We start from the raw sequence: 26462 nt of genomic DNA, 5'->3' as shown, positions 1-26462 counted from the left end.
CCCGCTCATGAAATCAAATGATAAAAAATTCGGCAAGCCGCGCCTGTTGATCATCGGCTGCGGCGACGTCGGCCTGCGCCTGTTGCCGCTGGTGCGCGCCCGCTTTCGGGTGTTCGCGGTCACCAGCCAGGCGGCTCGTTGCGCGGAGTTGCGCGCTGCCGGTGCCGTCCCGATCGTGGCCGACCTCGACTTGCCGCATACGCTGGCGCGCCTGGCGCGGCTGGCCGCGATCGTGGTCCATCTGGCGCCGCCTCCAGCCGAGGGCTTGAAGGACACGCGCAGCCGTCGCCTGGCCGCCATTTTACCCGAGCGGGCGCGGCTCGTTTATGTCAGCACCACCGGCGTCTATGGCAATTGCGACGGGCAATGGGCAGACGAAACCCGGCCCGTGAACCCACAGACGGCGCGCGCCAGGCGCAGGGTGGATGCCGAGCAGGTATTGCGGGCGTGGGCCAGGCGCGCCGGCGGGCGGCTGGCGATCGTGCGGGTGCCCGGTATTTACGCCGCCAACCGGCTGCCGCTGGCGCGCCTGCAGCAAGGCACGCCGGCGCTGGCGCCGGAGGATGACGTGTACACCAACCACATTCACGCTGACGATCTGGCGCGCATCATTGCCGCGGCGATTTTCCAGGGCTTGCCGGGCCGCGTCTATCACGCGGTGGACGACTCGCAACTGAAGATGGCGGAGTATTTCGACGCGGTGGCCGCCGCCTTCGGTTTGCCGCCGCCGCCACGCCTGCCGCGCGCGGAGCTGCAAAAGGCAGTGACTCCCGCCCTGTGGTCGTTCATGGCGGAATCGCGGCGGCTCTCCAATCGGCGCATCAAGGCGGAATGGGGTTTGCACTTGCGCTACCCGCGGCTGCAGCCGGTGCTGGCGCAGATGGCAGGCGCCGCGGACGGCGACGCCGGCTCGCCTTGATGTTGTATCCCGGATACGCCGGAATAAAAAAATTTCCGTTGGGAGCGCGGGCATGCGGTGCGCCAAGTTACATTAATGACACGTGTTTCGGTGCTGTCGGAATTGGACCGGCGCCGCCACGGGAAGCCATGCATCTTGGCGAAGGCGCGCTGGCAGCAGCGAACCGGATATGGAAAAAAACGCTACTAAACGTCACTTAGAGGAGTATGCGATGGCTCGAACCGATAATTTCAAGAAGCATCATGTGGAGATATTACTCATAGCGAAAAACATCAAGACGCTGCTAATCGCCGGCGATGCCGCGCAACATACCGCCGAGGTACGCCACCTGCTGTCCCAGCTCTCCGGAAAACTCTCGTTTCATCTGGCGCTGGAAGACAAGAGCCTATATCCGTTCTTGGCGGAGAATGCCGATCCGCGCATCAAGGCGATATCCAGGAAATACAGCGACGAAATGGGGTCGCTGGCGCAGGCCTTCCGTAACTATCTGGACAAATGGTCGAATACGATGATCATCGATGCCGACCTGCAGGGATTCATCAACGAAACCAAGACAGTTTTCAATGCCCTGGTCAGGCGCATTCAGCGCGAGGATACGGAACTATATCCGCTCGTCGATAGCTTGCCGCAGTGAGTCAGGCGCCGTACGGTTGCCCGGCTTCGGCAACCGGATTCAGGTCAAGGCCGAGGTCGCTTTCAGCACTTCGTCCGCGGTGGTGACTCCTTCGGCCACCTTCAGCGCGCCAGCTACGCGCAGCGGCTTCATGCCGTCAGCCAGGCTTTGCCGCCTGAGCGCATGGATATCGGTTGCGGGCCGAATCAGGCTGGAGAATGCTTGCGTCACCATCAGCAATTCATACAGGCCGGTGCGGCCGCGATAGCCGGTCTGCCGGCATTCCGGGCAGCCGACCGGGCGATACACGGTGGCGGGTTTGGGAATGCCCTGGCCTTCGCTCAAGCTTTCCCAGATGTCATCGGCGATGCTGCCGCTGGCCGCCTTGCAATCGGGGCACAGCGTACGCACCAGGCGCTGCGCCATGATGCCGATCAGCGTCGCTTCCAGCAGATAGTAGGGAACGCCTAGCTCCAGCAGGCGCATCACCGCCGAGGGCGCATCGTTGGTGTGCAGCGTCGACAGCACCAGATGGCCGGTCAGCGCCGCCTGGATCGCCATCTCGGCGGTTTCCAGGTCGCGGATTTCACCCACCATGATGATGTCCGGATCCTGCCGCATCAGCGCCCGCACCCCATCGGCGAAGGAAATATCGATGCCGTGCTGCACCTGCATCTGGTTGAACGCCGCTTCCACCATCTCGATCGGGTCTTCCACCGTGCACACGTTCACCTCCGAAGTCGCCAGCGCCTTCAGCGTGGTGTACAGCGTGGTGGTCTTGCCGGAGCCGGTCGGGCCGGTGACCAGGATGATGCCGTGCGGGCGGCTGGTCAGCTCGTGCCAGCGGGCGGCGTCGTCGGCCGGGAAACCGAGTTCCGGCAGCGTCTTGACCACCACTTCGGGGTCGAAGATCCGCATCACCAGCTTCTCGCCGAAGGCGGTTGGCAAGGTTGACAGCCGCAATTCGATTTCCTGGCCGCCGGCGGTGCGGGTCTTGATGCGGCCGTCCTGCGGCCGGCGCTTTTCGATCACGTCCATCCGTCCCAAGAGCTTGATGCGCGCGGTCATCGCGATCATCACCGCCGCCGGCACCTGGTACACCTGATGCAGGATGCCGTCGATGCGAAAGCGGATCGCGCCCAGTTCGCGCTTCGGCTCGAGGTGGATGTCGGAGGCGCGCTGCTCGAAGGCGTACTGCCACAGCCAATCGACGATATTCACCACGTGCTGGTCGTTGGCATCCAGCTGCTTGTTGGCCTTGCCCAATTCGACCAGTTGCTCGAAATTGTTGCGCAGGGCGAGGTCCTGGCCGCCCGAGCGGTGCGCGCTCTTGATCGAGCGCGCCAGCGCAAAAAATTGCGAAATATACTGCGCGATGTCGAGCGGATTGGCGACCACCAGCCGGATCCGGCGGCGCGTGATCTTGGCGATTTCGGCTTCCCACTCGATGCGAAACGGCTCGGCGGTGGCGATCACCAGTTCATCCGGCGTCAGTTCCACCGGCAGGATGTTGAAGCGGGTGGCGTAGGTGGCGGACATCACATCGGCCACCCTGGTGAAATCGATTTTCAGCGGATCGATGCGAAAGAACGGCAGGCCGACCTTGCCCGCCAGCCATTGCGTCAGCCAGTCGAGCGTCAGGGTCGAGCCTGGCGGCAAGGCCGATTGCAGCTTGCACTGCGCCACCGCGGTCAGCACATGCGTGGCCGCCGAAGCATTCTTGAGTATCCCTTGCGCCTGCAGGTAGAGCGGCTTGGCGGCGCTGCGCTCGACGATGCCATCCGCCACCAGCCAGGTGAAAATCTGCTGCAGATCAAGAGTTTTTGAGCGTGGATCGTTCATGGTCGCAAACGGTTGGAAGCAATCGGCCGGGCGGTGCCGCGCAAGACAGCGGTTGGACGCGCCCCGGGGTTTTCTTCATGCCACAGGTTGCAGCGATTTCAAGCCATTTACCCAGGATCTGGCCGGCAAGCGGGTCTCCTGCCGGATGTCGGCGGCGCGCTGATAGAGCGCCGCGAAATCCAGTTCCGGCGCGTGCTTGAAGGCGATTGCGACCACGTTGCCGGCGTGGACCTCGGGCAGGCACAGCACCTGGTCGAAGGCAAAACGCATCGCCTTCAGGTTCCTTGCATAGCTCGGATGGTCGCCGAACAGATTCACCGTCATGATGCCTTCCGGACTCAGGCAGGCAGCGCAGGCGCGATAAAACTCCGGCGTATCCAGCACCGGACCGCGCGCGGTGGCGTCGTACAGGTCGACCTGCAGCACGTCGATGCTGCCGGCATTGGCCGCGTCCATCACGAAGTCGAGCGCGTCCATCTCCAGCACCGTTAGCCGTTCATCGTTGGGCGGCAGCTTGAACATGGTCTGGCAAATCGTGATCACAGCCGGATTCAGCTCGATCGCGGTGACGCGCGCGTCCGGAAAACGGCGATAGCAATACTTGGTCAGCGCGCCGGTGCCGAGTCCCAATTGCGCCACATGCCGCGGTTCGTGGCTGAACAGCATCCACGCCATCATCTGTTGCGCATATTCCAGCTCCGGCCAGTCCGGCTTGCGGATGCGCATCGCGCCCTGCACCCACTCGGTGCCGAAATGCAGATAGCGCACGCCGTCCTGCTCGGACAAGGTGACCGGCGCGTATTTGGGCTTGCGCGCGGCCCTGGCCGGCCCCGCCTTGCGATTGGCCTGGGCTTCGATGGATTTGCGTTTGATCAGCATGATGTGCAGCCGGGTTTTTGAATTCAGGCGATGATACCGCGCCAGGCCTCCAGTTTTTCGGCAAAGCTCGATTGCGCGTTGGCGGGCGAGGACGACGGCAGCACCAGGGTCTGCCAGCCGGCGGCGGCAAAGCGGGCCTCGAATTTGCCGGAGGTCTTGCCGTTGAAGCAGACGCGCAGCAACTGCGGGCAGCGTCGCCGCAAGGCGGAAAAATCGTTATGGCGCGGATTGCGGATCGCGCTGTCCAGGCTGCCGCTGCGTTCGCAACTGGCGATCACGTCCCACAGGCCGATCCGGTGCGCCAGCAGGCGCCGCAGGCGCTCGGCATAGGGCAAGTCGGCCAGCCTTTCGTCGAGCAGCGCCGACAGCAGCGGCCAGAACTGGTTGCGCGGATGGCCGTAGTATTGTTGCGCCGCCAGCGAGGCGGCGCCGGGGAAGCTGCCCAGGATCAGGATGCGGGTCTGGCGGTCGATCACCGGCGCGAGGCAGGTCAGCGGCGGGCTAGGGGCGGCGGACATCGGCTGCGGCAAATCCGGCTAGCTCGCGTGCGCGGCCTTGGGCGCGGTGCCGAGCAGCGCCTCGCAGCGCGCCAGCGCGGCGGCAAAATCCGGCACCACGTTGTCCGCGCCCAGCATGGCCAGGATGCCGGCCTTGTTCATCTTGGCGCTGATGCGCTGGTTGGCGCCGCACAGGATCACCGTGACGTGGCGTCGCGCCAGGTTTTGAATCACTTCTTCCAGCGTTTCCAGGCCGGTAATGTCCATGAACGGCACGCGCTGCAAGCGCAGCACCAGGACCCGGGCATCGGTGTGGGTCTGCGCCAGCGCGCGCTCGAAATTCTCGACGGCCCCGAAAAAGAACGGCCCCTCGATGGTATACACCAGCATGCCGCGCGGCAGTTTCGCCATGCCGTGGTAGGCCAGCTCCATCTCCAGGTCTTTCTCGGTCAGTTGCTGGGTTTGCACCGAGGCAGCCATACGGCGCAGGAACTGCAGCATGGCCAGGATGACGCCGATGTTGACCGCCACCACCAGATCGGTAAACACCGTCAGCAGGAACGTGATCAGCAGGATGGCGACATCGGCGCGCGGCGCGCGCTTGACCATGCGGGAGAAGTGCTTGAGGTCGCTCATGTTATAGGCGACCACGAACAGGATCGCCGCCAGCGCCGCCAGCGGGATATTCGCCGCCAGCGGCGCCAGCAGCAGGATGATCAGGAGTAGCGTGGCCGAGTGGGCAATTCCGGCCAGCGGGCTGCTGCCGCCATTGCGGATGTTGGTGGCGGTGCGGGCAATGGCGCCAGTGGCGGCAAAGCCGCCGAACATCGGCGCCGCGATGTTGGCGATGCCCTGGCCGATCAATTCCTGGTCCGAGTCATGCTTGGTACCGGCCATTCCGTCCGAGACGACCGCCGACAGCAGCGATTCGATTGCGCCCAGCATGGCGATGGCAAAGGCCGGGCCGATCAACTCCAGGGCTTGCGCCAGCGTGATGCTCGGCAGCGTGAAGCTGGGCAATCCGAGCGGGATGCCGCCGAACGCGCTACCGATGGTGGTGACCCCCTTGAACTGGAAAATCGACTGGATGACGGTGGCGGCGACCATCCCGACCAGCGGCCCCGGTACGCGCTGCAGGCCGCGGATGCGGTTGGAAAAAATCACCAGCAGCAGGCTCGTCAGAGCCAGCGCAGTAGTGGCAATGTGCAGGTGCGGCAAGGCCTGCAGCAGATGCCAGAATTTCTGGTGAAAGTGGTCGCCGGTCACCGCCGGCAAGCCGAAAAAGTCTTTCCACTGGCTGACCCAGATGATGACGCCGATGCCGGCGGTGAAGCCGACGATCACTGGGTCGGGAATGAATTTGATGACGACACCGAGCCGCGCCACTCCCAGAAAAACGAGGATGACACCAGCCATCAGGGTGGCGATCTGCAGGCCATCGACGCCGTACTTGGCGGTGACGCTGGCCAGGATCACGATGAAGGCGCCGGTCGGGCCGGCGATCTGCACCCGGCTACCGCCGAATACCGAAACCAGCAGACCGCCGATGATCGCGGTGTAGATGCCTTGTTCCGGCTTGACGCCGGAGGCGATTGCGAACGCCATCGCCAGCGGTAGCGCCACCACGCCGACCACCACCCCCGACACGATATTCGGCAGCCAATGCTCACGCCGGAACAGGCCGGCTTTCCAGGCTTCTTGAATCGCGATCATGGATGCGCTTTCACGGTTACGGAATGGCAATTATGTGCGTTATGTTAACATGATATGTTAATGTTTTGCGCTCAGGCTGCGCAATAAACCGCTCCCCAGTTCGCCTGGCTGAGTTCGATTGCGCTCTTTGCCGAGTCTTGCAACGGCAATACGCAGGCTGTTGCCTTCCATATACTCCATGAATTGAATGCCAATACCGCCCATCAAATGGATGTTAAGGAAATATACTCTACTCTATCGGTAGAGAGAGGTTGGTATGACGGTTTGTCTGGCTGCGGTGGGCCGGGCTCGGCAAGTGCGCAGTTTCAGCCAGGAAGGCTGGCACGGCCCAATGGGATTCCGGAGATGATTACATGAGAACTGTACGCGCATGCGCACCCCGTTCGGCTATGGGACAAATGAGGACGCCGGCGCGGCAAGCTTGCTACACTCCTTTTTTTGCGCCATTGCCATGGCGGAACTGACTTGGAGTTGAAATGAAGCAACTGATTTACGTCCTGTTTTTTTCCATGTTGACAGCTTGTGCGGTCACGCCCAATTCCGGCAGCGTCTATAGCAGCCGCCAGGCGGGGCAGGAGCAGAGCGTGCGCATGGGCGTGGTCGAATCGGTACGCCAGGTCACGATCGACAAGGGGCAAAGCGGGGTCGGAGTGGTCGCCGGCGGTGCCCTGGGCGGCATTGCGGCCGGCTCCAACATCGGAGGCGGCAGTGGCGCGATTGCCGCCGGCATCCTGGGCGCGGTGGCGGGCGGCATCGCCGGCAAACACGTCGAATCGAATTTGACGCAACGGCCCGGACTGGAAATCACCGTGCGGCTGGATGGTGGCGGACTGAGCGCGGTCACCCAGGATGCCGATGAAGCGTTCCGGGTCGGCGACCGCGTGCGCCTGCTGTCCAGCGGCCGTTCCACCCGCGTCACGCACTGAGCCTGCGGGCTGTTCCGGAACCGGCATCCATCGCGCGCCCATCCCATGACCTATCATTATTGTCCCGTGTGCGCGGCGTCCTTGATCCAGCGGCCGGATGTGGGCGAGGGCGGCAAGCTGCGCCTGGCTTGCCCGGATGGCCACTGGACGCACTGGGACAATCCGCTGCCGGTACTGGCGGCACTGGTCGAAATCGACGGCCGCATCCTGCTGGCGCGCAACGCCGCTTGGCCGGAAAAGGCCTTTGCGCTGATCACCGGCTTCATGGAGCGCGACGAAACCCCGGAGCAGGGCGTGGCGCGCGAATTGTTCGAGGAAACCAGCCTGGTGGCGCAACAGATTAGCCTGATCGGCGTCTATGAATTCATGCGCAAGAATGAAGTGATCATCGCCTACCATGTGACGGCGACCGGCGACATCCAGCTCTCCGAAGAACTGGTCGAATACCGCCTGCTGGCGCCGGAAAAGCTGCGCCCGTGGCGCGCCGGTACCGGTTACGCGATGGCCGACTGGATGCGCGCGCGCGGTCTGCCGGTGGAGTTCACGGATTGGCCCGGGCGCCCGGCCAGCGCCGAGCCGGCCGCCGAATAATCGATTCTTTGCTGCAACGCATCATCGGCATTCTGTTTGGGATAGAATCCATCACTCCTGCACTTGCCTCGTTTGAGAACCCACCATGGAATTCCACAAGGAACTGGACGCGCGCGGTTTGAACTGCCCGCTGCCAATTTTGAAAACCAAAAAGGCGCTGGCCGAAATGACCAGCGGCCAAGTGCTGCGCGTACTGGCGACCGATCCCGGCTCGGTGCGCGATTTCCAGGCGTTTGCCAAACAGACCGGAAATGAGCTGCTGGAACAATCGGAAGCCAACAAGGAGTTCCTGTTCTACATGCGGCGCAAATAGCGTTATCCAGACGTCGGTTACCATTTCCGAATATTATCGAACGATCGTTCTAAATTTTCGCGTGGCACGCTATTTCTCTTTTATAATCTGCCGGCTTGCGAATTTCGTCACTTATTTCGTCACTTAAAGGCCTACCTATGAAAATACTGGTTCCAGTCAAGCGCGTGGTCGACTACAACGTCAAGGTTCGGGTGAAATCGGACGGTTCCGGCGTCGATATCGCCAACGTCAAGATGTCGATGAATCCGTTCGACGAAATCGCGGTGGAAGAGGCGATGCGGCTGAAGGAAGCCGGCAAGGCGAGCGAAGTGGTGGCGGTCTCGTGCGGCGTGGCGCAATGCCAGGAAACGCTGCGCACCGCGCTGGCGATTGGCGCCGACCGCGGCATCCTGGTTGAAAGCGACGCCGAACTGCAGCCGCTGGCGGTGGCCAAGCTGTTGCAGGCGGTGGCCGACCGGGAACAGCCGCAACTGATCATCCTCGGCAAGCAGGCGATCGACGACGACTGCAACCAGACCGGCCAGATGCTGGCGGCGCTCCTGGGCTGGCCGCAAGCCACCTTCGCCTCCAAGGTGGTGCTCGAGGACGGCAAGGCCACGGTCACGCGCGAAGTCGACGGCGGCCTGGAAACGGTGGCGCTGACGCTGCCGGCGATCGTCACCACCGACCTGCGCTTAAACGAGCCGCGCTACGTGACGCTGCCCAACATCATGAAGGCCAAGAAAAAGCCGCTGGACGTGCTCAAGCCGGCCGATCTCGGGGTCGACGTCGCGCCGCGCTTAAAGACCCTGAAAGTCGCCGAACCGCCCAAGCGCTCGGCCGGCGTCAAGGTGCCGGACGTCGCCACCCTGGTCGCCAAGCTGAAGAACGAAGCGAAAGTCATCTGATGCATTGCGGGACAGAGTTAAAAGCGTAGCGCGTTTTGTCCCTTGTGGGACAGAGTTCAGCGTAGCGGTACTCTGTCCCCAACACTTCAGAGAATTTTAGAAATTTAGAAATTTAGAAGGAACATCATGACCGCACTCGTCATTGCCGAACACGACAACGCCTCACTCAAGGGCAGCACCCTGAACACCGTCACCGCCGCCGTCCAGTGTGGCGGCGAAGTCCACGTGCTGGTGGCCGGCTCCAACTGCGGCGCCGCCGCTGCGGCCGCCGCCCAGATCGCCGGCGTCGCCAAGGTGCTGGTGGCCGATGCGCCGCAGTTCGCCGACGGCCTGGCGGAAAACGTCGCCGCCCAGGTGCTGGCGCTGGCAGGCGATTACTCGCACATCCTGGCGCCGGCCACCGCCTACGGCAAGAACATCGCGCCGCGCGTGGCCGCCAAGCTGGATGTCGGCCAGATTTCGGAAATCACCAAGGTCGACGCGCCCGACACCTTCGAGCGCCCGATCTATGCCGGCAATGCGATTGCCACCGTGCAATCGGCTGACGCCGTCAAGGTCATCACCGTGCGCACGACCGGCTTCGACGCCGCCGCCGAGGGCGGGGCCGCCACGGTGGAAAGCGTGGCCGCGGTGGCCGATTTCGGCAAGTCCGCGTTTGTCTCGCGCGAACTGGCCAAGTCCGACCGCCCCGAGCTGACCGCCGCCAAGATCATCGTCTCGGGCGGGCGCGGCATGGGTTCGGGCGACAACTTCAAGATTCTGGAGCCGCTGGCCGACAAGCTGGGCGCCGCCATGGGCGCCTCGCGCGCGGCGGTGGATGCCGGCTTCGTGCCGAACGACTGGCAGGTCGGCCAGACCGGCAAGATCGTCGCGCCGCAGTTGTATATCGCGGTCGGCATTTCGGGCGCGATCCAGCACCTGGCCGGCATGAAGGATTCGAAAACCATCGTCGCCATCAACAAGGACCCCGAAGCGCCGATCTTCTCGGTGGCCGACTATGGCATCGTCGGCGATTTGTTCGAGATCGTGCCCCAACTGGTGGCGGAACTCGGTTAAACCCCGCTTACCGGACACAACATCAGGCAGGATTGCAGAGCTGGCTCGGCGGGAACACCGCATCGACGCCATCCTCCGGCAAGCCTGCCTTTTTCTATGGAGTTTCAAATGAGTTACGTCGCACCGTTGAAGGACATGCTGTTCGTGATGAATGAGCTGGCTGGTTTGCACGAAGTCAGTCAATTGCCGGGTTGCGAAGATGCCACGCCGGAAACGGTGCAGGCGGTGCTCGAGGAAAACGCCCGCTTCTGCAGCGAGGTGGTGGCTCCGCTGAACGTGCTCGGCGACCGCGAGCCAAGCAGCTGGCAGGACGGCCAAGTTACCACCACCAAGGGATTCAAGGAGGCGTTCAAGGCTTTCGGCGAGGCCGGCTGGCAGGGCGTGCAGCATCCGGCCGATTTCGGCGGCCAGGGTTTGCCCAAGCTGGTGGCGACCGCGTGCATCGAAATGCTGAACTCGGCCAACCTGTCCTTCGCGCTGTGTCCGCTCCTGACCGATGGCGCGATCGAGGCGCTGATGACCGCCGGCAGCGACGAGCAAAAGAATGTCTATCTGGAGAACCTGATTTCCGGCAAGTGGACCGGCACCATGAACCTGACCGAGCCGCAGGCCGGTTCCGACCTGGCGCTGGTGCGCACCCGCGCCGTGCCGCAGGGCGACGGCACCTACAAGCTGTTCGGCACCAAGATCTTCATTACCTACGGCGAGCACGACATGGCCGAGAACATCGTCCACCTGGTGCTGGCGCGTACGCCGGACGCCCCGGAAGGCGTGAAGGGGATTTCACTGTTCATCGTGCCGAAATTCCTGGTCAACCCGGACGGTTCGCCCGGCGCGCGCAACGACGTCCATTGCGTGTCGATCGAGCACAAGCTCGGCATCAAGGCCAGCCCGACCGCCGTGCTGCAGTTCGGCGATCATGGCGGCGCGATCGGCACGCTGGTCGGCGAAGAAAACCGCGGCCTCGAATACATGTTCATCATGATGAACGCGGCGCGCTTTGCGGTCGGCATGCAGGGTGTGGGCGTCGCGCAAAGAGCCTATCAAAAGGCGGTGGAGTACGCCAAGGAACGGGTGCAGTCGCGCGATCTGGCCGGATCAAGCGGGCCGGTGACCATCATCCACCAGCCGGACGTGCGGCGCATGCTGATGTCAATGCGGGCCCAGACCGAAGCGGCGCGGGCGCTGGCATATGTCACGGCAGCGGCGTTTGATGCCGCGCATCACCATCCGGACGCGGTGGCGCGTCAGACCAACCAGGCGTTTTACGAATACATGGTACCGGTGGTCAAGGGCTGGTCCACCGAGCTTTCGGTGGAAGTCGCCTCGACCGGGGTGCAAGTGCATGGCGGCATGGGCTTCATCGAGGAAACCGGCGCCGCCCAGTATTACCGCGACGCGCGCATCCTGCCGATTTACGAAGGCACCACCGCGATTCAGGCCAACGACCTGGTCGGGCGCAAGACCGCGCGCGACGGCGGCGCTACCGCGCAGGCGATCCTTTCCCAAGTGCGTCAGACCGAAGCCGATCTGGCGCGCAGCGCATCGGGCGAATTGGCGGTGATCGGCAGCCGCCTCGGCAGCGCCGCCAGTGCCCTGGAGCAGGTGGTCGGCTATGTCGCGGCGAATGCCCGGGAGGAAGTGAAGGCGGTGTTTTCCGGCAGCGTGCTGTATCTGAAGCTGGCCGGAATCGTGCTGGGCGGCTGGCAAATGGCGCGTGCCGCCGCGATCGCCGAGCAGAAGTTGCGGGCAGGGATCGGCGACGCCGATTTCCTGCGCGCCAAGATCGCCACCGCGCGCTTCTTCGCCGATCATTTCCTGTCGCAGGCGGACGGCATGCGCGCCGCCATCGTCGAAGGCAGCGCCGGCGTCATGGCGCTGAACGAACAGCAGTTCTGAGCGCGCGTGCACCGGCCGCTGTCGGCGGCTGGCTCAGTGCGGCTGCGGAGTTTCCGGCGCGGGCGGCGTTTTCGGTTTGAATTGCTGCTCGCTGATGCGGTATTTGCCGCGCCGGTCGCCCATCAATTCGCGCAATTCGCTGATGCTCATCTCGCTGACTTCGTGCATCCGGATCAGCAGCGAGGCGCCCACTGGCAAGCGGCGGTGACGGATCTTGCTGATGACCGGTGGCGCCACTTCCAGCGCCCGCGACAGCGCGGCATCGTTTTTCAGGTGCAGGCGCTGGATCAATGCTTCCAGCAGATGATCCGGGTTGTATTCCCTTTGTTCCAGCAGATGTTGTGCCATGGTGCCCTCGGTGGTTGGTTGCGCCGTTTCGAATTTATTTTGCCGAAGGATGTGACACGATTATTGATCTAGCGTAATAAAACGTGCGGATTGGCACATTTTATTCGCTGCGGACGCCATTCCTCAGCCATACGCGCCGCCGGTGAACAGCAGATCGAAGGTGCGCGCGATGGCGGCGATCAGGCCGGTGGTGCCGCTGGCCATCGCCAGTATCAGCAGCAATATCACCGGCCAGCCGGAACTGGACTGCCTGCCGCTGGCCGGATTATGATCCGCATCCCAGCGCTGGTCCGGCGTCAGGCCGATCACCAGTGCCTCCAGCAGGCCGGCCAAAATCGACACTACGAACAGGCCGCAGGCAAACAGCAGTTGCTGTTCGGGTGTGGCGAGCCAGATGGCAAGCGAAACCGGTACGGTGACCAAATGCAGCCAACCCCAGACATCCCGCATCCCGTACAGGTAAAAGCGGTGGATGCCAAACCCGCCGAGCACGACGGCCAATAGCGTGGCGAGGGTTTTGTTTTTATGCGACATGGCGCGTTTCTGGCCTTTCTTGATAAGAATCAAAGGAGTATGCCACAAAATGATGATTTTCCGCAGAATATGAGGGCGATAATAAAAATGCTCCATGGAGTATGTGATTTGAATGCAAGTCCCGCCTGGAATGTGAAGAGCGTTTATTGCCTATAAATAGCCGGCTTGGCACTGATCGACGCGTGGTAAGGCGGAGCCGGCAGATCGCACGCCCGGTGCTTGGTTGCCGCAAGAGGTGAAAGCACGCTATAATTTGCGGCTTTTTTCGTGTTCGAACACTTTCTGGAAACATTATGGTCGTTATTCGCTTATCCCGTGGCGGCGCAAAAAAGCGCCCCTTTTTCAATATCATCGCTACCGACTCGCGCAGCCGGCGCGACGGCCGCTTCATCGAGCGCATCGGTTTTTATAATCCGGTTGCCGCCGGCGCTGAAGAAAGCCTGCGCATTGCGCAAGACCGCCTGACGCACTGGCAGGGTGTGGGCGCGCAATTGTCGCCGACCGTGGCTCGCCTGGTGGCTCAGAACAGCAAAAAAACGGCGGCCTGATTCGGCTGGTGTTCGCGTTGTCGCAGCAAGGTACAGACGGCATCAAGGTGCCTGAAGATCTGGTGCCGGTTGGTCATGTGACGGGCGCGTACGGCGTTGGTGGCTGGATAAAGGTCCGGCCTTATTCGGCCGAGGCGGAAGCGCTGTTGCAAGCCAGGTCCTGGTGGCTGGACAAGCCGGATTTGCACGATGTGCAAGTGTTGCAGGCCAAGCGCCACGGCGCCGACGTGGTGGCGCTCCTGATGGGCATGGCCGGGCGCGACGCCGCCGCGGTGCACAAGGGCGCCGTGGTGCAGATCCGGCGCAGTCATTTTCCGGCGCTGGCCGAGGGCGAGTACTACTGGTCCGACCTGATCGGACTGGAAGTCGAGAACCTGCAGCAGCAAGCGCTTGGGCGCGTGACCGACTTGATGGATAACGGCGCGCATCCGATTTTGCGGGTGGCGCCGGCAGCGGCTGGTGCGCCCGAATTGCTGATTCCGTTTGTCGCCCAATTCATCATTGCCGTCGATCAGGCGGCAAACAAGATCACGGTCGACTGGGGTCTGGATTACTGATTTGCCCGCTTGGTTCGCGTTGGATGCCGGGGCAGGGAGCGTGCGGGATGCAATTCGATGTCGTGACGCTGTTCCCGGAGATGTTTACGGCATTGACCGGTTCGGGCATCAGCCGGCGCGCGTTTGAGCAAAAAAAATGTGAATTGGCGCTGTGGAATCCGCGTGATTTCACCAGCGATAATCACCGTACCGTGGATGACCGGCCGTATGGCGGCGGCCCCGGCATGGTGATGATGGCCAAGCCGCTGGAGGCCGCGCTCGATGCCGCCAGCGCACGCCAGGTACAAGCCGGACTGGCCGCGCCGCGCGTGATCTTCCTGTCGCCTCAAGGGCCGGCGCTGACCCATGCGCGGGTGATGCAACTGAGCGCGGAAGCCGGCTTGGTGCTGTTGTGCGGGCGCTACGAGGCGGTCGACCAGCGCTTGCTGGAACGCCGCGTCGATGAAGAAATCAGCCTCGGCGATTTCGTGCTGTCCGGCGGCGAGTTGCCGGCGATGGCGCTGATGGATGCGCTGATCCGGCAATTGCCGGGCGTGCTGCATGATGAGGCATCGGCGGTCGAGGACAGTTTCGTCAACGGCTTGCTGGATTACCCGCATTACACGCGGCCGGAAGTATATGAGGGCATGGCGGTGCCGCCGCTGCTGTTGGGCGGAAACCACGCCGAAATTGTAAAATGGCGGCGACAGCAGGCTTTGCAGGCAACGGCCAGAAAGCGGCCGGACATGATCGCCAGTGCGCGTGCCACAGGTTTGCTGAGCGCCGCCGACGAAAAATATTTGAGTAGTTTGCAGTTGTAGTGTCGCGCAGTCCGCTTGGCGGACTGCATGTTTAACCCCATCCTCTACCGGGCATTTCTACAGTTATACGGCGCCGGCACGATGGCATTTGGAGCATAAAATGGATTTGATCCAGCAACTCGAGCAAGACGAAATCAACCGTCTCGGAAAAAACATCCCCGATTTCGCCCCCGGCGATACCGTGGTGGTCAACGTCAACGTGGTCGAAGGTACGCGCAAGCGCGCCCAGGCTTATGAAGGCGTGGTGATTTCGCGCCGCAATCGCGGCTTGAATTCGAATTTCATCGTCCGCAAGATCTCCTCCGGTGAAGGCGTCGAGCGGACCTTCCAGCTGTACTCGCCCTTGATCGCATCGATCGAAGTCAAGCGGCGTGGCGATGTGCGACGCGCCAAGCTGTATTATCTGCGTGAGCGCTCCGGCAAATCGGCGCGCATCAAGGAAAAACTGCCGAGCCGTCGCGCCGCGGCCAAGCAAGCGGAGTAAGCCCCGCGCAGGCATCATGAAAAAAGGCACCGCTGGTGCCTTTTTTTGCTTCAGAACAGGAAATTATCGTGGCCAAACTGTCTTTCGATCCGCAAATCGTTCCCGTCGACTCGGTCGCCGGCGAGGCTGCGATCGCGGCGGAACGGCTGCATGCCGAGTGGCTGCGACGGCGCTTTGGCAGCCCGCCGCCATGGCGGCCGGAAATTACCGACGACCAGCCGATACGGCAGTTCGGCACGACGCCGATCGCTGCCTCGGTGCTGGTGCCGATCATCATGCGCGAGGCAGGTGCGACCATGCTGTTTACCCAGCGTACCGCGCATCTCTCCGACCATGCCGGCCAGGTCAGTTTTCCCGGCGGCCGCACCGAAAGCAGCGATAGTTCGCCGACCGAGACTGCGCTGCGCGAAACGGAAGAGGAAATCGGCCTGGAGCGGCGCTACGTCGAGGTGATCGGCTCGCTGCCCGACTATGTGACCGGCACCGGCTACCGCATCACGCCGATTGTCGGCCTGGCGCAGCCACCGTTCAGCCTGCAGCCCGACCCGTACGAAGTTGAGGAAATTTTCGAGGTGCCGCTGGACTTCCTGATGGATGGCATGCACCACCAGCGCCGCAGCGCCGAGTTCCCCAACGGCTTCGGCCGCCGCACGTTTTATGCGATGCCCTACGATCGCTTCTTCATCTGGGGCGCGACCGCCGGCATCCTGCGCAACCTGTTTCATTTCCTGCGCGCCTGATACGAATTCGCAATCAAAGCGATAACTGCGTTGCTTCGCCTTGCCGTGCGCCAGCACTGTCTGCGGCCTTGCGCCTTGTTCTCACCTTGATTGCGAACCCGTATGATGCGGCCGGCTGCAGGGTCTCGCGGCCAAATGTTTGATTCCGGCAGGTTGCTGGGTTATCGTATCGATCCCGAACAGGCGGTGCCCATGACCTTCATTTCCATCCTTTTCGCGTTGTTGATCGAGCAGCTGAAGCCGCTGCGTGCCGATAACCCGGTTTACTCCGGCGTGCGCCTGCTGGCGCGCCGTATGGAGGCCTGGTTCAACGCCGGCCAGGCGCGCCATGGCATCCTCGGCTGGGTGGCGATGATCGCCGCGCTGGTGCTGCCGACTGCGCTGGTGTACTGGCTGTGCGCGCGCATCAGTCCGCTGGCGGCGCTGGCATGGAACATCGTGATCGTTTATCTAACCCTGGGCTTCCGGCATTACAGCCATTATTTCACCTCGATCCAGCTGGCGCTGAATGCCGGCGATGAAGTCTCGGCACGGTCGCTGCTGGCGGACTGGACCGGGCAGGATACTGCCGGGCTGGATACCGGCGAAATTTCCCGCATGGCGGTTGAAAAGGCCCTGGTCGTGACGCATCGCAACGTGTTCGGCGTGTTTCTCTGGTTCCTGGTGCCGTGCGGCCCGGCCGGCGCGGTGATGTACCGCGTGGCTGAATACCTGGCGCGTGCCTGGAACGAGCCGGATCACATGCGCAATGAGGCGTTCGGACGCTTTGCTGCGCGCGCGTTCTACTGGATCGACTGGATTCCGGCGCGCCTGACGGCGGTGGCATTCGCGGTGGTCGGGAATTTCGAGGACGCGGTCTATGCCTGGCGTAACTTCGCCGGTCGCTGGCCGGACGAGGCGGCCGGCATCATCCTGGCGGCGGGTGGCGGCGCCATGGGCGTGCGTCTGGGTACGCCGCTCGAAAGCGCCACCGACGTGCTGCCGGCGGATGCGGCCACCGTCGATTCCAGCGACAGCGAAGCCGACAACGGCGGTTTGCCCGGCGCCGAACCGGGACCGCGCGCGCTGCAGAGCACGGTCGGCCTGGTGTGGCGCGCGCTGCTGCTGTGGATGTTCCTGCTGCTGCTACTGTCGGTCGCGGTCTGGGCCGGCTGATCGCGATATTCCCCACTCTTCGTTTTTTCAGTCTTCTATAAGATATAATACGCATGACATTTAGTGCGCGGGCCCCACAAGGGCACGACGCGCAGCCAACTGGCAAGCGCTATTGAAACGAGCTGCATGCATGCGTGACAATCCTGTTTTCCCTCCTCTTGATGCCGAGAGCGCGCCCAGCGGCGAGTTTTTCATCCTCGGCACAACCGGCAACGGCAAACCGTTTCGGCCCAGCGACTGGGCCGAACGCCTGTGCGGCGCCATGTCGTGCTTCCGCCCGGCCGGTCAGGGCGGCCTGAATGCCCATCTCAAATACTCCCCTTTTGTCCGGCCGGTGCTGCTGAATGGCGTCAAGTCGGTCGTGGTCAAGCAAGACTTGCGCCAGATCGAACCATTGGCCTACCACTTTGTGCTGGATTTCGCGCGCGACAATGATCTCCAGATCGTCAATGCCTGCCTGTTGCCGGATGCGGCAGCGGGTGGTGGCTGATCCGGTCGCGCCGGAAAATGAAACTCCCGGTGCCCAGCCGGCATGCCAGTGCAATTGTCGCGCCAAGCCAAGCCACGGTCGCCCCGGCATGGCCTCGATCCGGGGAAAAATCAATGATTCGATATTCTGTCGCGGGTGCTTCCGGTAACCGGGATCGTTCCATGGAACAGCACAATCAGGATGGGGCGGGTCAACTGACTGAATGAAGCCAATGGCCGATTCGGACCGTACTTGTTTTCGGAGCAATCTTTTTCCGTATGCTTTTGGGCCGGATTAACTGTCAAAAAACCTACTTACGCCGACTTCACAAATAAGTTACGCTAGCGAAAAAAATAAATCGACAAGACGAACCAGGCAGGTTGAAACGCTGCGCCGGCGCTCTTGCCGTACCCAAGGGGGTCGAATGTTGCGCCGTCACCGGCTATTTGCCTTGTCGTTTGGAGCGCTGCTCGCGTTGCTGCTGGGCTTGATTCTGACTGTCATGCTGTATGTCGTCGCCCGTGGCGTCGAGCATGAGCAGAATCGGCTGGATTTCGAGCAGCGGGCCGAAGCCCGCATCGAGGCGTTGCGGCTGCGCCTGCAGTGGTCGATCAATGATCTGGTTTCAGTCAATCGCCTGTTCGTTACTTTCGCCACGGTCAGCCGCGAACAGTTTCATTCATTCACCCAACCGCTGCTGGAGCGCAATCCGTATATCCAGGCATTCAACTTCCATCGCATTATTTCGGATCACCAGCGCGCCGAATTTGAAGCCGGGGTGCGGCGGCATTTCCCCGAATTTTCTGTGATGGAGGTGGTGGACGGCAAACGGGTGCCGGCGCGTCGGCGAGCACAATACCGGCCGGTGGAATATATCGAACCGGTCGCCGGCAACGAGGCGGCGCTGGGTTTCGACGCCGCGTCCTATTCTTTTCAGACCGAAGCGCTGCAGCGTGCGCTGGAGACTGGTCAGCCAGCTGCCACCGGCTTGCTCGAACTGATGCAGGGCAAGCCCGGTCAATACGGGCTGATTGTGCTGATGCCGGTGTATCGGCACGGCGCCGCGCATGACTCGGAACAGGCGCGCCGGGCGGCGCTGATCGGCGATACGGCGGCGGTGTTTCGCATCGCCGATTTGATGGATGGCGTACTGGCGGCCGAAGCCGCGCGGGACGACGGTCAGACCGGCGTGGCGCTTTACCTCAACCAGCACGGTGGGGGCCAGAAGCTGGCGTATCGCGGCGGCAGCGACATCGCGGCGATGCCGGCAGGCTGGTTCGAATCTCTGCTGTATGCCCATCCGCAACCGCTGTCGAGATCGTTCGACGTCGGCGGCCAGTCGTGGAGCATGAGGGTGGCGGCCGCGCCCGCTTCTTTTCGATCGCTGCGCACCGGCTCGCTGCTGGTGCTGCTGAGCGGCCTGCTGGTCAGCGGGCTGAGCTGCTTTTACCTGCAGTCGCTGGCGCGCCGCACGCGCGGTATCGAGCGCCTGGTGCGCCGACGCACCGCGGAACTGCGACTGGCGAACCGCCGTCTGCGGCAGGACATCGCGGCTCGGGCGCGGGTCGAGCAGGCACTGCAATTGCGGCAGCGCGCGATCGAAGCCAGCGCCAACGCGATCGTCATCGTCAGCGCCAAAGCGCCCGATTATCCGATCGAGTACGTGAACCCGGCATTCGAACGCAACAGCGGCTTTGCGGCGGCCGAAATTCTGGGCCAGTCGGTGCGCGCGATGCGCTGCGACGAGCGCGACCAGCAGGCCATTGCCGAGATTAACGGCGCCTTGCGCGAACAGCGCGAAGGGAAGGCGGTGCTGCGCAACCTGCGCAAGGACGGCTCGATCTACTGGAGCGAGTTCTACGTGTCGCCGGTGGCCGACCAGAACGCCACCGTCAGCCATTTCGTGCTGGCCCAATACGACATTACCGCCGCCAAGAATTTCGAAGCGAAGCTTGAATTCCAGGCTGGACACGACAAACTGACCGGGTTGGCCAACCGCGACCTGGTGCGCGAGCGCTTGCGCCAGGCGTTGACCTACGCCGATGACTATGGCCATGCGGTGTGGCTGGTGCATGTCGATCTGGATCAGTTCAAGTTCATCAACGACGCCCTCGGCCATCCGGCCGGGGATGCGTTGCTGCGTGCGGTCGCCGATCGTCTGAAACAGGGCTTGCGCAGCGCCGATACGGTGGGGCGCATCAATGGTGACGAGTTCCTGCTGATCTTCATCGATGCCAGGGAGCAGGATACCTGCGTCGGCATCATGCAGCGCATCATGCAACTGGTGGCGGCGCCGTTGAAGATCGACAACCACGAACTGTATCTGACCTGCAGCGCCGGCATCGCGGTGTATCCGGGCGATGCGAGCGACGCCGAAGCCCTGACCAAGCATGCCGAGATCGCCATGTACCGCGCCAAGGATGGGGGCCGCGGCAGCTACCAGTTCTACCGGCCGGAGATGAACCAGCAGGCACTGGAGCGGCTGCGCCTGGAAAGCGAACTGCGCGGGGCGCTGGAGCGCGGCGAGTTTGTGCTGCATTATCAGCCGCAAGTGGCGCTGCGCAGTGGCCAGGTGGTCGGGATGGAGGCGCTGATTCGCTGGCAGCATCCGCAACTGGGTCTGATTGCGCCGGCGCGCTTCGTCGGCCTGGCCGAGGAAACCGGCCTGATCGTGCCGATCGGCGCCTGGGTGATCCGGGAAGCATGCCGCCAGAACCAGGCCTGGCAAAATGCCGGTTTGCCGGCCTTGCGGGTATCGGTCAACCTGTCGGCGCGCCAGTTCTATGAAAAGGAACTGGCGCAGTCGATTGCCGCGATATTGGCAGAAACCGGCATGGCGCCGCACACGCTCGGCATCGAACTGACCGAGACGCTGGTGATGGCCGATGTCGAACACGCGGTGCAGATCCTGCAGCAACTGCATGCAATCGGCGTGCAAATGTCAATCGATGATTTCGGCACCGGTTACTCCAGCCTGTCCTATCTGAAGCGCTTTCCGATCGATGTTCTGAAGATCGACCAATCATTCGTGCGCGACATCACGCTCGACCCGGACGACGCCGCGATCGTGCTGTCGATCATTTCCCTGGCGCACAATCTGAACATGGAGGTGATCGCGGAAGGGGTTGAAACGGAGCAACAACTGGAGTTCCTGCGCTGCAATGGCTGCAATGAAATTCAGGGCTATTATTTCAGCCGGCCGCTACCGGCCGACGAGTTCCAGGCGCTGCTGCTGCAACGCAAGTGCCTGGCGCCGGATGCCGGCGTCAGCACGGACCACTGGCGCGCCGTGGCGCGTCCTCGATGAGCGGCAAGGTCAAGCCGGGTTCTCGCCGCCGTTTGCCACCGGGTTTCTCCATGAAAATCCGGTTATCCAAATATACTCCACTCGACGAATCATATTTCCGTTCTTGATATCTGTGTTTTTGTAACATACTCCATGGTTTCCCGTGATCGCGTATTCCCGGATCGGGCTGCCGGCGGCGACGGCGCAGCGTCGGTGCGGAAACGCCGGCTGCCCGCGGTTTCCGCGATAATGAAGCGGGACGAGTGCGTTTTTCCTGTCCGCCTCCAGCGGACGCGACCGTAGCCGCGCTTGCGTTTCCTGTTTGCGGATGGAGCCGGACATGTCGAATACCCGAATTGAACGCGATTCCTTTGGTCCGATCGAAGTGCCCGCCGATCGCCTGTGGGGCGCACAGACGCAGCGTTCGCTGCAGCATTTCAGAATCTCCTCCGAGCGCATGGCGCCGGAACTGATCGCGGCACTGGCGGCGCTCAAGCATGCCGGCGCCGCCGTCAACCGCGAGCTAGGATTGCTGGATGGGCAGTTGGCGGCGGCCATCATGCAGGCGGCCGACGAGGTGGCTGCCGGCGCCCATCCCGCGGAATTCCCACTGGCCGTGTGGCAGACCGGCTCCGGCACGCAAACCAACATGAACATGAACGAGGTGCTGGCCAACCGCGCCTCCGAACTGCTCGGTGGCGCCAGGGGCGAGCAGCGCCTGGTCCATCCGAACGACGATGTCAACCGCGGCCAGTCCTCCAACGACATTTTCCCGAGCGCGATGCATGTGGCGGCGACGCTGCAGATCTCGCATACGTTGCTACCGGCCCTGCGCCGCCTGCGGGCGACGCTGGCGCAAAAGGCGGACGACTTTCAGGACATCGTCAAGATCGGCCGCACCCACCTGCAGGATGCGACGCCGCTCACCCTGGGCCAGGAATTCTCCGGCTATGTGGCGCAACTGGAACAGGCCGAGGCAGTCATCGGCAACGCGCTGCCGGCGCTGTACGCGCTGGCCGTGGGCGGCACCGCGGTCGGCACCGGGCTCAATACCCACCCTGAATTCGGTGCGCGGGTGGCGGCGCAACTGGCAACCCGCTTCGGCTTGCCGTTTGTCAGCGCGCCCAACAAGTTCGCGGCGCTGGCCGCGCATGACGCGCTGGTGGCCGCGCATGGCGCGCTGAAAACGCTGGCGGCGGCGCTGATGAAAATCGCCAACGACATCCGCTGGCTGGCGTCCGGCCCGCGCTCCGGGCTGGGCGAACTGCGCATTCCGGAAAACGAGCCGGGCAGCTCGATCATGCCGGGCAAGGTCAATCCGACCCAGTGCGAGGCGCTGACCATGCTGTGCTGCCAGGTGTTCGGCAACGATGTTGCGCTCACGTTCGGCGGCGCTTCCGGCAATTTCGAGCTGAACGTGTTCAAGCCGCTGATCGCGCATAATTTCCTGCAGAGCGTGCGCCTGCTGGCCGACGGCATGACCAGCTTCGACGAACATTGCGCGCGCGGCATCGAAGCCGACCGCGAGCGCATCCAGGAGTTGATGGAGCGCTCGTTGATGCTGGTCACCGCCTTGGCGCCGCACATAGGCTACGACCGCGCGGCGCAGATCGCCAAGCGCGCGCATCACGATGGCAGCACGCTGAAGCAGGCGGCGCTGGCGCTTGGCTATGTCTCCGAAGAAGAGTTCGTGCAGTGGGTGCAGCCGTTGGCAATGACCAGGCCCGACGAGCCATCCTGAAGCCGCGCCCGCAGGCCGTTATTCCGCTTAACCGCCGGTTTTCATTCCCTGGCAAGGCTTCTGCTAATAGAATACGGAAGGCTTTGCGCCTCATTGATCAATAATTACAGGAGACAGACAATGAAATTCAGACTATTGCGTGGGTTGCTGGCACTCGCCGGCGTTGCAATGCTGGCGGCGGCGCCGGCCCAGGCGCAGCAGCAGTTCATCAACGTGCTGACCGGCGGCACCAGCGGCGTGTACTACCCGATGGGCGTGGCGCTGTCGCAGATCTATGCGAAGGCGATGCCGGACGTGAAGGCTTCGGTGCAGGCGACCAAGGCTTCCGCCGAAAACCTGAACCTGCTGCAGGCCGGGCGCGGAGAGATCGCATTCACGCTGGGGGATTCCTTGTCCGATGCCTGGAAGGGCGATGCCGAGGCCGGCTTCAAGGCGCCGCTGAATAAATTGCGCGGCGTCGCCGGCATTTATCCGAACTACATCCAGATCGTGGCCTCGGCCGATTCCGGGGTGAAGACGCTGGCCGACCTGAAAGGCAAGCGCATCTCGGTCGGCGCGCCGAAATCCGGTACCGAACTGAACGCGCGCGCGATCTTCAAGGCGGCCGGCATGACCTACAAGGATTTCGCCAAGGTGGAGTACCTGCCGTTCGGCGAATCGGTGGAACTGATGAAAAACCGCCAGCTCGACGCCACCCTGCAGTCGGCCGGGCTGGGCGTGTCATCGCTGCGTGACCTCGCGACTTCGGTCAAGATCGTGATCGTGCCGATTCCGGCCGATGTCATCGGCAAGGTTGGCGATCCGGCCTATCAGGCGGGCGTGGTGCCAGCCAATACCTATGAAGGGCAGGGCGCCGATGTGGCGACCGCGTTCGTGCAAAATTTCCTGGTTACGCACGAAGGGGTGGCGGCCGACACCGTCTACAAAATGACCAAGAGCATGTTTGGCAACCTCGACCATCTGGTGGCGGCACACGCGGCCGCCAAGGCGATCAGCAAGGAGAAGGCGCTGACCGGGATGCCGCTGCCGCTGCATCCGGGCGCGGAAAAATACTATCGCGAAATCGGCCTGGTCAAGTAAGCAGGCCGCAAGACGTTGCAGGGAGAGGGCGCTGGCGCCCCCTCCTGTCATCCGTTATCCGCGCTGAGGAGTTTTCCGTACATGTCTTCCCTGCACACCCCCGCCGACGATTTCCAGGAGCATGGCACGCAGCGCTCGCTCTCCGGCGTGGCGCTCAGCATTACGCTGGCTGCGGCTCTGGCCTTTTCCGCTTACCAGTTGATCGTGGCCGGCTTTCACCCGCTGTCGTCGCTGGTGATCCGCTCGCTGCATGTCGGCTTTCTGCTGTTGCTGACCTTTCTGCTGTATCCGGCCTTCAAGAGCGGCAAGCTGACTGCCGTCGCCTGGTACGACTGGCTGCTGGCGGCAGCCGGCTTCGGCCTGTCGTTTTACCACTGGATATTCGAGAGCGAGCTGATCGTCCGCTCCGGTGACCCGAATACCGCCGACCTGGTGGTCGGCGCGATCATGGTCGTCCTGGTGTTCGAAGCCACGCGCCGCATTCTCGGCTGGGCCTTGCCGATCGTATGCGGCACCTTCCTGCTGTATGGCCTGTTCGGCCAGTACCTGCCGGCGCCGCTGGGGCATCGCGGCTATGGCTTCGACCAGATCGTCAGCCAGTTGTTTCTCGGCACCGAAGGCATCCTCGGGATTCCGATCATGGTGTCGGCCACCTATATTTTCCTGTTCATCCTGTTCGGCGCCTTTCTGGAGCACGCCGGCATGATCAAGCTGTTCAATTCGATCGCGCTCGGCCTGGTGGGCCGTGCCAAGGGAGGCCCGGCCAAGGTGGCGGTGATTTCCTCCGGCTTCATGGGCACCATTTCCGGCTCCGGCGTGGCCAATGTGCTGACCGTTGGCCAGTTCACGATTCCGCTGATGAAGCGTTTCGGCTATTCCTCGGTGTTTGCCGGCGCGGTCGAGGCGACCGCCTCGATGGGCGGTCAGATTATGCCGCCGGTGATGGGGGCGGTGGCCTTCATCATGGCCGAAACGCTGAACGTGCCGTACGTCGAAATCGTCAAGGCGGCCGTGATCCCGGCCCTGCTGTATTACCTGACCGCGTTCTGGATGGTGCATCTGGAAGCGGGACGCGCAGGTTTGGTGGGCCTGCCGAAGGAGCAGTGCCCGAGCCCCTGGAAGGCGATCAAGGAAAGCTGGTATCTGGTGCTCCCGCTGGCGGCGCTGGTCGGCATGCTGTTTCACGGTTTTACGCCGATGTTCGCCGGCCTGACCGGGCTGGCGCTGACCGCGATCCTGATCCTGGGCGCGGCGGTGGCGGCGCGGCTGTCGGCCGTCGCGTTTCGCTACGTGTTCTGGCTGGCGCTGGGGCTGGCCGCCGCCACCTTCATCAAATGGGGCATCTATTCGGTGCTGGCGATCATCGGCGCGCTGGTGCTGCTGTGCTTCCGCGTCAAGGGCGGGCGTGACACCCTGCGCACCATTCGCGTCGGCCTGATCGACGGCGCCAAGCAGGCGCTGCCGGTCGGCATGGCGTGCGCGGTGGTCGGCGTCATCATCGGCGTCCTGACGCTGACCGGAGCCGCCTCCAGTTTTGCCGGCTTCATCCTGGCGGTGGGCGAAAAAAGCGTGTTCCTGTCGCTGTTCCTGACCATGATCGTCTGCCTGATCCTGGGCATGGGGATTCCGACCATTCCGAACTACATCATCACCAGCTCGATTGCCGCGCCGGCCTTGCTGCACCTCGGGGTGCCGCTGATCGTCTCGCACATGTTCGTGTTTTATTTCGGTATCATGGCCGACCTGACGCCGCCGGTGGCACTGGCGGCGTTTGCCGCGGCCTCGATCGCCAAGGCCTCGCCGATGAAGATCGGCGTCAAGGCGACCCAGATCGCGATTGCCGGTTTCGTGATCCCGTACATGGCGGTGTATACGCCGGCGCTGATGCTGCAAGGCGAGTGGACGGTGGCGGCGGTGCTGTATATCGTCGGCAAGGCGGTGCTGGCGGTCGGATTATGGGGCGCCACGGCGGTCGGCTACCTGCTGGCGCCGCTGAAGGCGCCTGAGCGGGTGTTTACCGGAGTGGCGGCGCTGATGCTGGTGACTGCCGGTACGCTTTCTGACCAGATCGGTTTCGCGATGGCGGCGTTGTTCATCGGCTGGCACGTCTGGCAAAAGCGGCGCCTGGCCGTGGCATGATCGGAGTCTGTCTGGCGGCGGCGGGGCTGGTGGCGGGAGCCACGGTCAGCCTGCCGCTGCAGGCTTTCACGCTGGCCTGGACCCATTCGATTGAAAAAATCCGCTGGGAAGAAGATTACCGCGTGCTGCAGACGGCGCAGGGCGCCCGTCTGCAATTGAGCGAAGCGCGCATTCGCGGCTCGGGCGCCGGCATGGAGCCGCCGCCCGATGCCATCTTTACCGATGGCGCCTGGCGTTACCGGCCGCCGCTGGCGCCGCTGGAACGGCTGCGTCTGGCGCGCTCCGACTACGTCGCCGATTACAGCCTGTGCTGGGATGGGCGCTGCCAGCCGCTGGCGGCGCTGGTCGGTTCGCCGGCTGCGGCGCCGCTGGTGGAAGTGTACGCCTGCGACCTGCCTTGATTCGCACACCGTGCTTACCCCGCCGCCGGGTATGATGGAGGCCTT

The 26462-nt window shown here is 63.1% G+C and carries 26 protein-coding genes; 20 read left to right on the top strand and 6 right to left on the bottom strand.

The features are described from left to right. Positions 1 to 7 precede the first annotated feature (7 nt). Together ACK2VC_RS05000 and ACK2VC_RS04995 are read left to right on the top strand one after the other, a co-directional pair. On the top strand, positions 8 to 919 hold the full coding sequence (locus ACK2VC_RS05000; RefSeq protein WP_486732498.1) for an SDR family oxidoreductase: 912 nt from the start codon (positions 8 to 10) through the stop codon (positions 917 to 919). A gap of 169 nt (positions 920 to 1088) precedes the next feature. After that, complete coding sequence (locus ACK2VC_RS04995) at positions 1089 to 1553, top strand: hemerythrin domain-containing protein (RefSeq protein WP_486732497.1); 465 nt, start codon at positions 1089 to 1091, stop codon at positions 1551 to 1553. Positions 1554 to 1592: 39 nt separating this feature from the next. Here the strand turns inward: ACK2VC_RS04995 and tfpB are convergent, their stop codons facing one another. From tfpB to ACK2VC_RS04975, 4 genes are all read right to left on the bottom strand, one after another. After that, positions 1593 to 3374 (bottom strand): type IV pilus assembly ATPase TfpB, encoded by a 1782-nt coding sequence (gene tfpB / locus ACK2VC_RS04990; protein WP_486732496.1) that lies wholly within the window; start codon positions 3372 to 3374, stop codon positions 1593 to 1595. Positions 3375 to 3449: 75 nt separating this feature from the next. Further along, entirely contained in the window at positions 3450 to 4253 is an 804-nt protein-coding gene (locus tag ACK2VC_RS04985; protein ID WP_486732495.1) for a spermine/spermidine synthase domain-containing protein, read from the bottom strand. 23 nt (positions 4254 to 4276) lie between these two features. After that, positions 4277 to 4771 (bottom strand): DNA-deoxyinosine glycosylase, encoded by a 495-nt coding sequence (locus ACK2VC_RS04980; RefSeq protein WP_486732494.1) that lies wholly within the window; start codon positions 4769 to 4771, stop codon positions 4277 to 4279. Between the two features lie 18 nt (positions 4772 to 4789). Continuing rightward, a complete protein-coding gene (locus ACK2VC_RS04975; protein WP_486732493.1) occupies positions 4790 to 6463 on the bottom strand; it encodes a SulP family inorganic anion transporter in 1674 nt (557 codons plus the stop codon). 476 nt (positions 6464 to 6939) lie between these two features. Between ACK2VC_RS04975 and ACK2VC_RS04970 the strand changes: the two genes are divergently transcribed. From ACK2VC_RS04970 to ACK2VC_RS04945, 6 genes are all read left to right on the top strand, one after another. After that, complete coding sequence (locus ACK2VC_RS04970) at positions 6940 to 7389, top strand: outer membrane lipoprotein (RefSeq protein ID WP_486732492.1); 450 nt, start codon at positions 6940 to 6942, stop codon at positions 7387 to 7389. Between the two features lie 45 nt (positions 7390 to 7434). Next, on the top strand, positions 7435 to 7980 hold the full coding sequence (locus tag ACK2VC_RS04965) for an NUDIX domain-containing protein (protein ID WP_486732491.1): 546 nt from the start codon (positions 7435 to 7437) through the stop codon (positions 7978 to 7980). Between the two features lie 85 nt (positions 7981 to 8065). Further along, entirely contained in the window at positions 8066 to 8293 is a 228-nt protein-coding gene (locus tag ACK2VC_RS04960) for a sulfurtransferase TusA family protein (RefSeq protein WP_486732490.1), read from the top strand. Between the two features lie 137 nt (positions 8294 to 8430). Next, the gene (locus tag ACK2VC_RS04955; RefSeq protein ID WP_486732489.1) at positions 8431 to 9180 is read left to right on the top strand and encodes an electron transfer flavoprotein subunit beta/FixA family protein; all 750 of its coding nucleotides are present in this window, start codon (positions 8431 to 8433) and stop codon (positions 9178 to 9180) included. 126 nt (positions 9181 to 9306) lie between these two features. Continuing rightward, on the top strand, positions 9307 to 10236 hold the full coding sequence (locus ACK2VC_RS04950) for an electron transfer flavoprotein subunit alpha/FixB family protein (RefSeq protein WP_486732488.1): 930 nt from the start codon (positions 9307 to 9309) through the stop codon (positions 10234 to 10236). A gap of 108 nt (positions 10237 to 10344) precedes the next feature. After that, on the top strand, positions 10345 to 12135 hold the full coding sequence (locus ACK2VC_RS04945; RefSeq protein ID WP_486732487.1) for an acyl-CoA dehydrogenase: 1791 nt from the start codon (positions 10345 to 10347) through the stop codon (positions 12133 to 12135). 33 nt (positions 12136 to 12168) lie between these two features. Here the strand turns inward: ACK2VC_RS04945 and ACK2VC_RS04940 are convergent, their stop codons facing one another. Both ACK2VC_RS04940 and ACK2VC_RS04935 read right to left on the bottom strand, forming a co-directional pair. Then, positions 12169 to 12483 (bottom strand): hypothetical protein, encoded by a 315-nt coding sequence (locus ACK2VC_RS04940; RefSeq protein WP_486732486.1) that lies wholly within the window; start codon positions 12481 to 12483, stop codon positions 12169 to 12171. A gap of 123 nt (positions 12484 to 12606) precedes the next feature. Next, positions 12607 to 13017: an NINE protein gene (locus ACK2VC_RS04935; protein WP_486732485.1), complete on the bottom strand. Its 411-nt coding sequence runs from the start codon at positions 13015 to 13017 to the stop codon at positions 12607 to 12609. A gap of 293 nt (positions 13018 to 13310) precedes the next feature. Between ACK2VC_RS04935 and rpsP the strand changes: the two genes are divergently transcribed. From rpsP to ACK2VC_RS04875, 12 genes are all read left to right on the top strand, one after another. Continuing rightward, positions 13311 to 13565 (top strand): 30S ribosomal protein S16, encoded by a 255-nt coding sequence (gene rpsP / locus ACK2VC_RS04930; RefSeq protein ID WP_486732484.1) that lies wholly within the window; start codon positions 13311 to 13313, stop codon positions 13563 to 13565. Between the two features lie 41 nt (positions 13566 to 13606). Continuing rightward, a complete protein-coding gene (gene rimM, locus ACK2VC_RS04925) occupies positions 13607 to 14122 on the top strand; it encodes a ribosome maturation factor RimM (protein WP_486733168.1) in 516 nt (171 codons plus the stop codon). A 47-nt stretch (positions 14123 to 14169) separates the two neighbouring features. Next, positions 14170 to 14922 (top strand): tRNA (guanosine(37)-N1)-methyltransferase TrmD, encoded by a 753-nt coding sequence (gene trmD / locus ACK2VC_RS04920; RefSeq protein ID WP_486732482.1) that lies wholly within the window; start codon positions 14170 to 14172, stop codon positions 14920 to 14922. 100 nt (positions 14923 to 15022) lie between these two features. Further along, positions 15023 to 15406: a 50S ribosomal protein L19 gene (gene rplS / locus ACK2VC_RS04915; protein ID WP_486732481.1), complete on the top strand. Its 384-nt coding sequence runs from the start codon at positions 15023 to 15025 to the stop codon at positions 15404 to 15406. Between the two features lie 68 nt (positions 15407 to 15474). Continuing rightward, a complete protein-coding gene (locus tag ACK2VC_RS04910; protein ID WP_486732480.1) occupies positions 15475 to 16146 on the top strand; it encodes a CoA pyrophosphatase in 672 nt (223 codons plus the stop codon). A gap of 192 nt (positions 16147 to 16338) precedes the next feature. Then, the gene (locus ACK2VC_RS04905) at positions 16339 to 17301 is read left to right on the top strand and encodes a CobD/CbiB family protein (RefSeq protein ID WP_486732479.1); all 963 of its coding nucleotides are present in this window, start codon (positions 16339 to 16341) and stop codon (positions 17299 to 17301) included. A 130-nt stretch (positions 17302 to 17431) separates the two neighbouring features. Then, complete coding sequence (locus ACK2VC_RS04900) at positions 17432 to 17791, top strand: DUF3579 domain-containing protein (protein WP_486732478.1); 360 nt, start codon at positions 17432 to 17434, stop codon at positions 17789 to 17791. 403 nt (positions 17792 to 18194) lie between these two features. Next, a complete protein-coding gene (locus tag ACK2VC_RS04895) occupies positions 18195 to 21077 on the top strand; it encodes a bifunctional diguanylate cyclase/phosphodiesterase (protein WP_486732477.1) in 2883 nt (960 codons plus the stop codon). A 319-nt stretch (positions 21078 to 21396) separates the two neighbouring features. Continuing rightward, positions 21397 to 22797 (top strand): class II fumarate hydratase, encoded by a 1401-nt coding sequence (gene fumC / locus ACK2VC_RS04890; RefSeq protein ID WP_486732476.1) that lies wholly within the window; start codon positions 21397 to 21399, stop codon positions 22795 to 22797. Between the two features lie 120 nt (positions 22798 to 22917). Beyond that, a complete protein-coding gene (locus tag ACK2VC_RS04885) occupies positions 22918 to 23877 on the top strand; it encodes a TAXI family TRAP transporter solute-binding subunit (protein ID WP_486732475.1) in 960 nt (319 codons plus the stop codon). 81 nt (positions 23878 to 23958) lie between these two features. Next, positions 23959 to 26016, top strand: coding sequence for a TRAP transporter permease (locus tag ACK2VC_RS04880; RefSeq protein WP_486732474.1), 2058 nt, complete (start codon positions 23959 to 23961; stop codon positions 26014 to 26016). Continuing rightward, positions 26013 to 26417 (top strand): DUF1850 domain-containing protein, encoded by a 405-nt coding sequence (locus ACK2VC_RS04875; RefSeq protein WP_486732473.1) that lies wholly within the window; start codon positions 26013 to 26015, stop codon positions 26415 to 26417. Before ACK2VC_RS04880 ends, ACK2VC_RS04875 begins: the two co-directional genes overlap by 4 nt. The last annotated feature ends 45 nt before the right edge of the window (positions 26418 to 26462 follow it).

The organism is Herbaspirillum sp. WTB6, from assembly GCF_057457785.1.
Note: the sequence above shows the minus strand (reverse complement) of the source record. Positions and strands in the feature narration are given on the sequence as shown.

Excerpts from the sequence above, each read along its gene's own strand:
- ACK2VC_RS04940 (WP_486732486.1), bottom strand. The coding sequence starts at position 12,483 with ATGGCACAACATCTGCTGGAACAAAGGGAATACAACCCGGATCATCTG.
- fumC (WP_486732476.1), top strand. The coding sequence starts at position 21,397 with ATGTCGAATACCCGAATTGAACGCGATTCCTTTGGTCCGATCGAAGTG.
- rplS (WP_486732481.1), top strand. The coding sequence starts at position 15,023 with ATGGATTTGATCCAGCAACTCGAGCAAGACGAAATCAACCGTCTCGGA.
- ACK2VC_RS04875 (WP_486732473.1), top strand. The coding sequence starts at position 26,013 with ATGATCGGAGTCTGTCTGGCGGCGGCGGGGCTGGTGGCGGGAGCCACG.
- ACK2VC_RS04985 (WP_486732495.1), bottom strand. The coding sequence starts at position 4,253 with ATGCTGATCAAACGCAAATCCATCGAAGCCCAGGCCAATCGCAAGGCG.
- ACK2VC_RS04945 (WP_486732487.1), top strand. The coding sequence starts at position 10,345 with ATGAGTTACGTCGCACCGTTGAAGGACATGCTGTTCGTGATGAATGAG.
- ACK2VC_RS04960 (WP_486732490.1), top strand. The coding sequence starts at position 8,066 with ATGGAATTCCACAAGGAACTGGACGCGCGCGGTTTGAACTGCCCGCTG.
- ACK2VC_RS04980 (WP_486732494.1), bottom strand. The coding sequence starts at position 4,771 with ATGTCCGCCGCCCCTAGCCCGCCGCTGACCTGCCTCGCGCCGGTGATC.
- ACK2VC_RS04965 (WP_486732491.1), top strand. The coding sequence starts at position 7,435 with ATGACCTATCATTATTGTCCCGTGTGCGCGGCGTCCTTGATCCAGCGG.
- ACK2VC_RS04970 (WP_486732492.1), top strand. The coding sequence starts at position 6,940 with ATGAAGCAACTGATTTACGTCCTGTTTTTTTCCATGTTGACAGCTTGT.
- ACK2VC_RS04900 (WP_486732478.1), top strand. The coding sequence starts at position 17,432 with ATGCGTGACAATCCTGTTTTCCCTCCTCTTGATGCCGAGAGCGCGCCC.
- ACK2VC_RS04935 (WP_486732485.1), bottom strand. The coding sequence starts at position 13,017 with ATGTCGCATAAAAACAAAACCCTCGCCACGCTATTGGCCGTCGTGCTC.
- rpsP (WP_486732484.1), top strand. The coding sequence starts at position 13,311 with ATGGTCGTTATTCGCTTATCCCGTGGCGGCGCAAAAAAGCGCCCCTTT.
- ACK2VC_RS04975 (WP_486732493.1), bottom strand. The coding sequence starts at position 6,463 with ATGATCGCGATTCAAGAAGCCTGGAAAGCCGGCCTGTTCCGGCGTGAG.
- ACK2VC_RS04905 (WP_486732479.1), top strand. The coding sequence starts at position 16,339 with ATGACCTTCATTTCCATCCTTTTCGCGTTGTTGATCGAGCAGCTGAAG.
- tfpB (WP_486732496.1), bottom strand. The coding sequence starts at position 3,374 with ATGAACGATCCACGCTCAAAAACTCTTGATCTGCAGCAGATTTTCACC.
- ACK2VC_RS04995 (WP_486732497.1), top strand. The coding sequence starts at position 1,089 with ATGGAAAAAAACGCTACTAAACGTCACTTAGAGGAGTATGCGATGGCT.
- ACK2VC_RS04955 (WP_486732489.1), top strand. The coding sequence starts at position 8,431 with ATGAAAATACTGGTTCCAGTCAAGCGCGTGGTCGACTACAACGTCAAG.
- ACK2VC_RS05000 (WP_486732498.1), top strand. The coding sequence starts at position 8 with ATGAAATCAAATGATAAAAAATTCGGCAAGCCGCGCCTGTTGATCATC.
- trmD (WP_486732482.1), top strand. The coding sequence starts at position 14,170 with ATGCAATTCGATGTCGTGACGCTGTTCCCGGAGATGTTTACGGCATTG.
- ACK2VC_RS04950 (WP_486732488.1), top strand. The coding sequence starts at position 9,307 with ATGACCGCACTCGTCATTGCCGAACACGACAACGCCTCACTCAAGGGC.
- ACK2VC_RS04895 (WP_486732477.1), top strand. The coding sequence starts at position 18,195 with ATGTTGCGCCGTCACCGGCTATTTGCCTTGTCGTTTGGAGCGCTGCTC.
- ACK2VC_RS04880 (WP_486732474.1), top strand. The coding sequence starts at position 23,959 with ATGTCTTCCCTGCACACCCCCGCCGACGATTTCCAGGAGCATGGCACG.
- ACK2VC_RS04885 (WP_486732475.1), top strand. The coding sequence starts at position 22,918 with ATGAAATTCAGACTATTGCGTGGGTTGCTGGCACTCGCCGGCGTTGCA.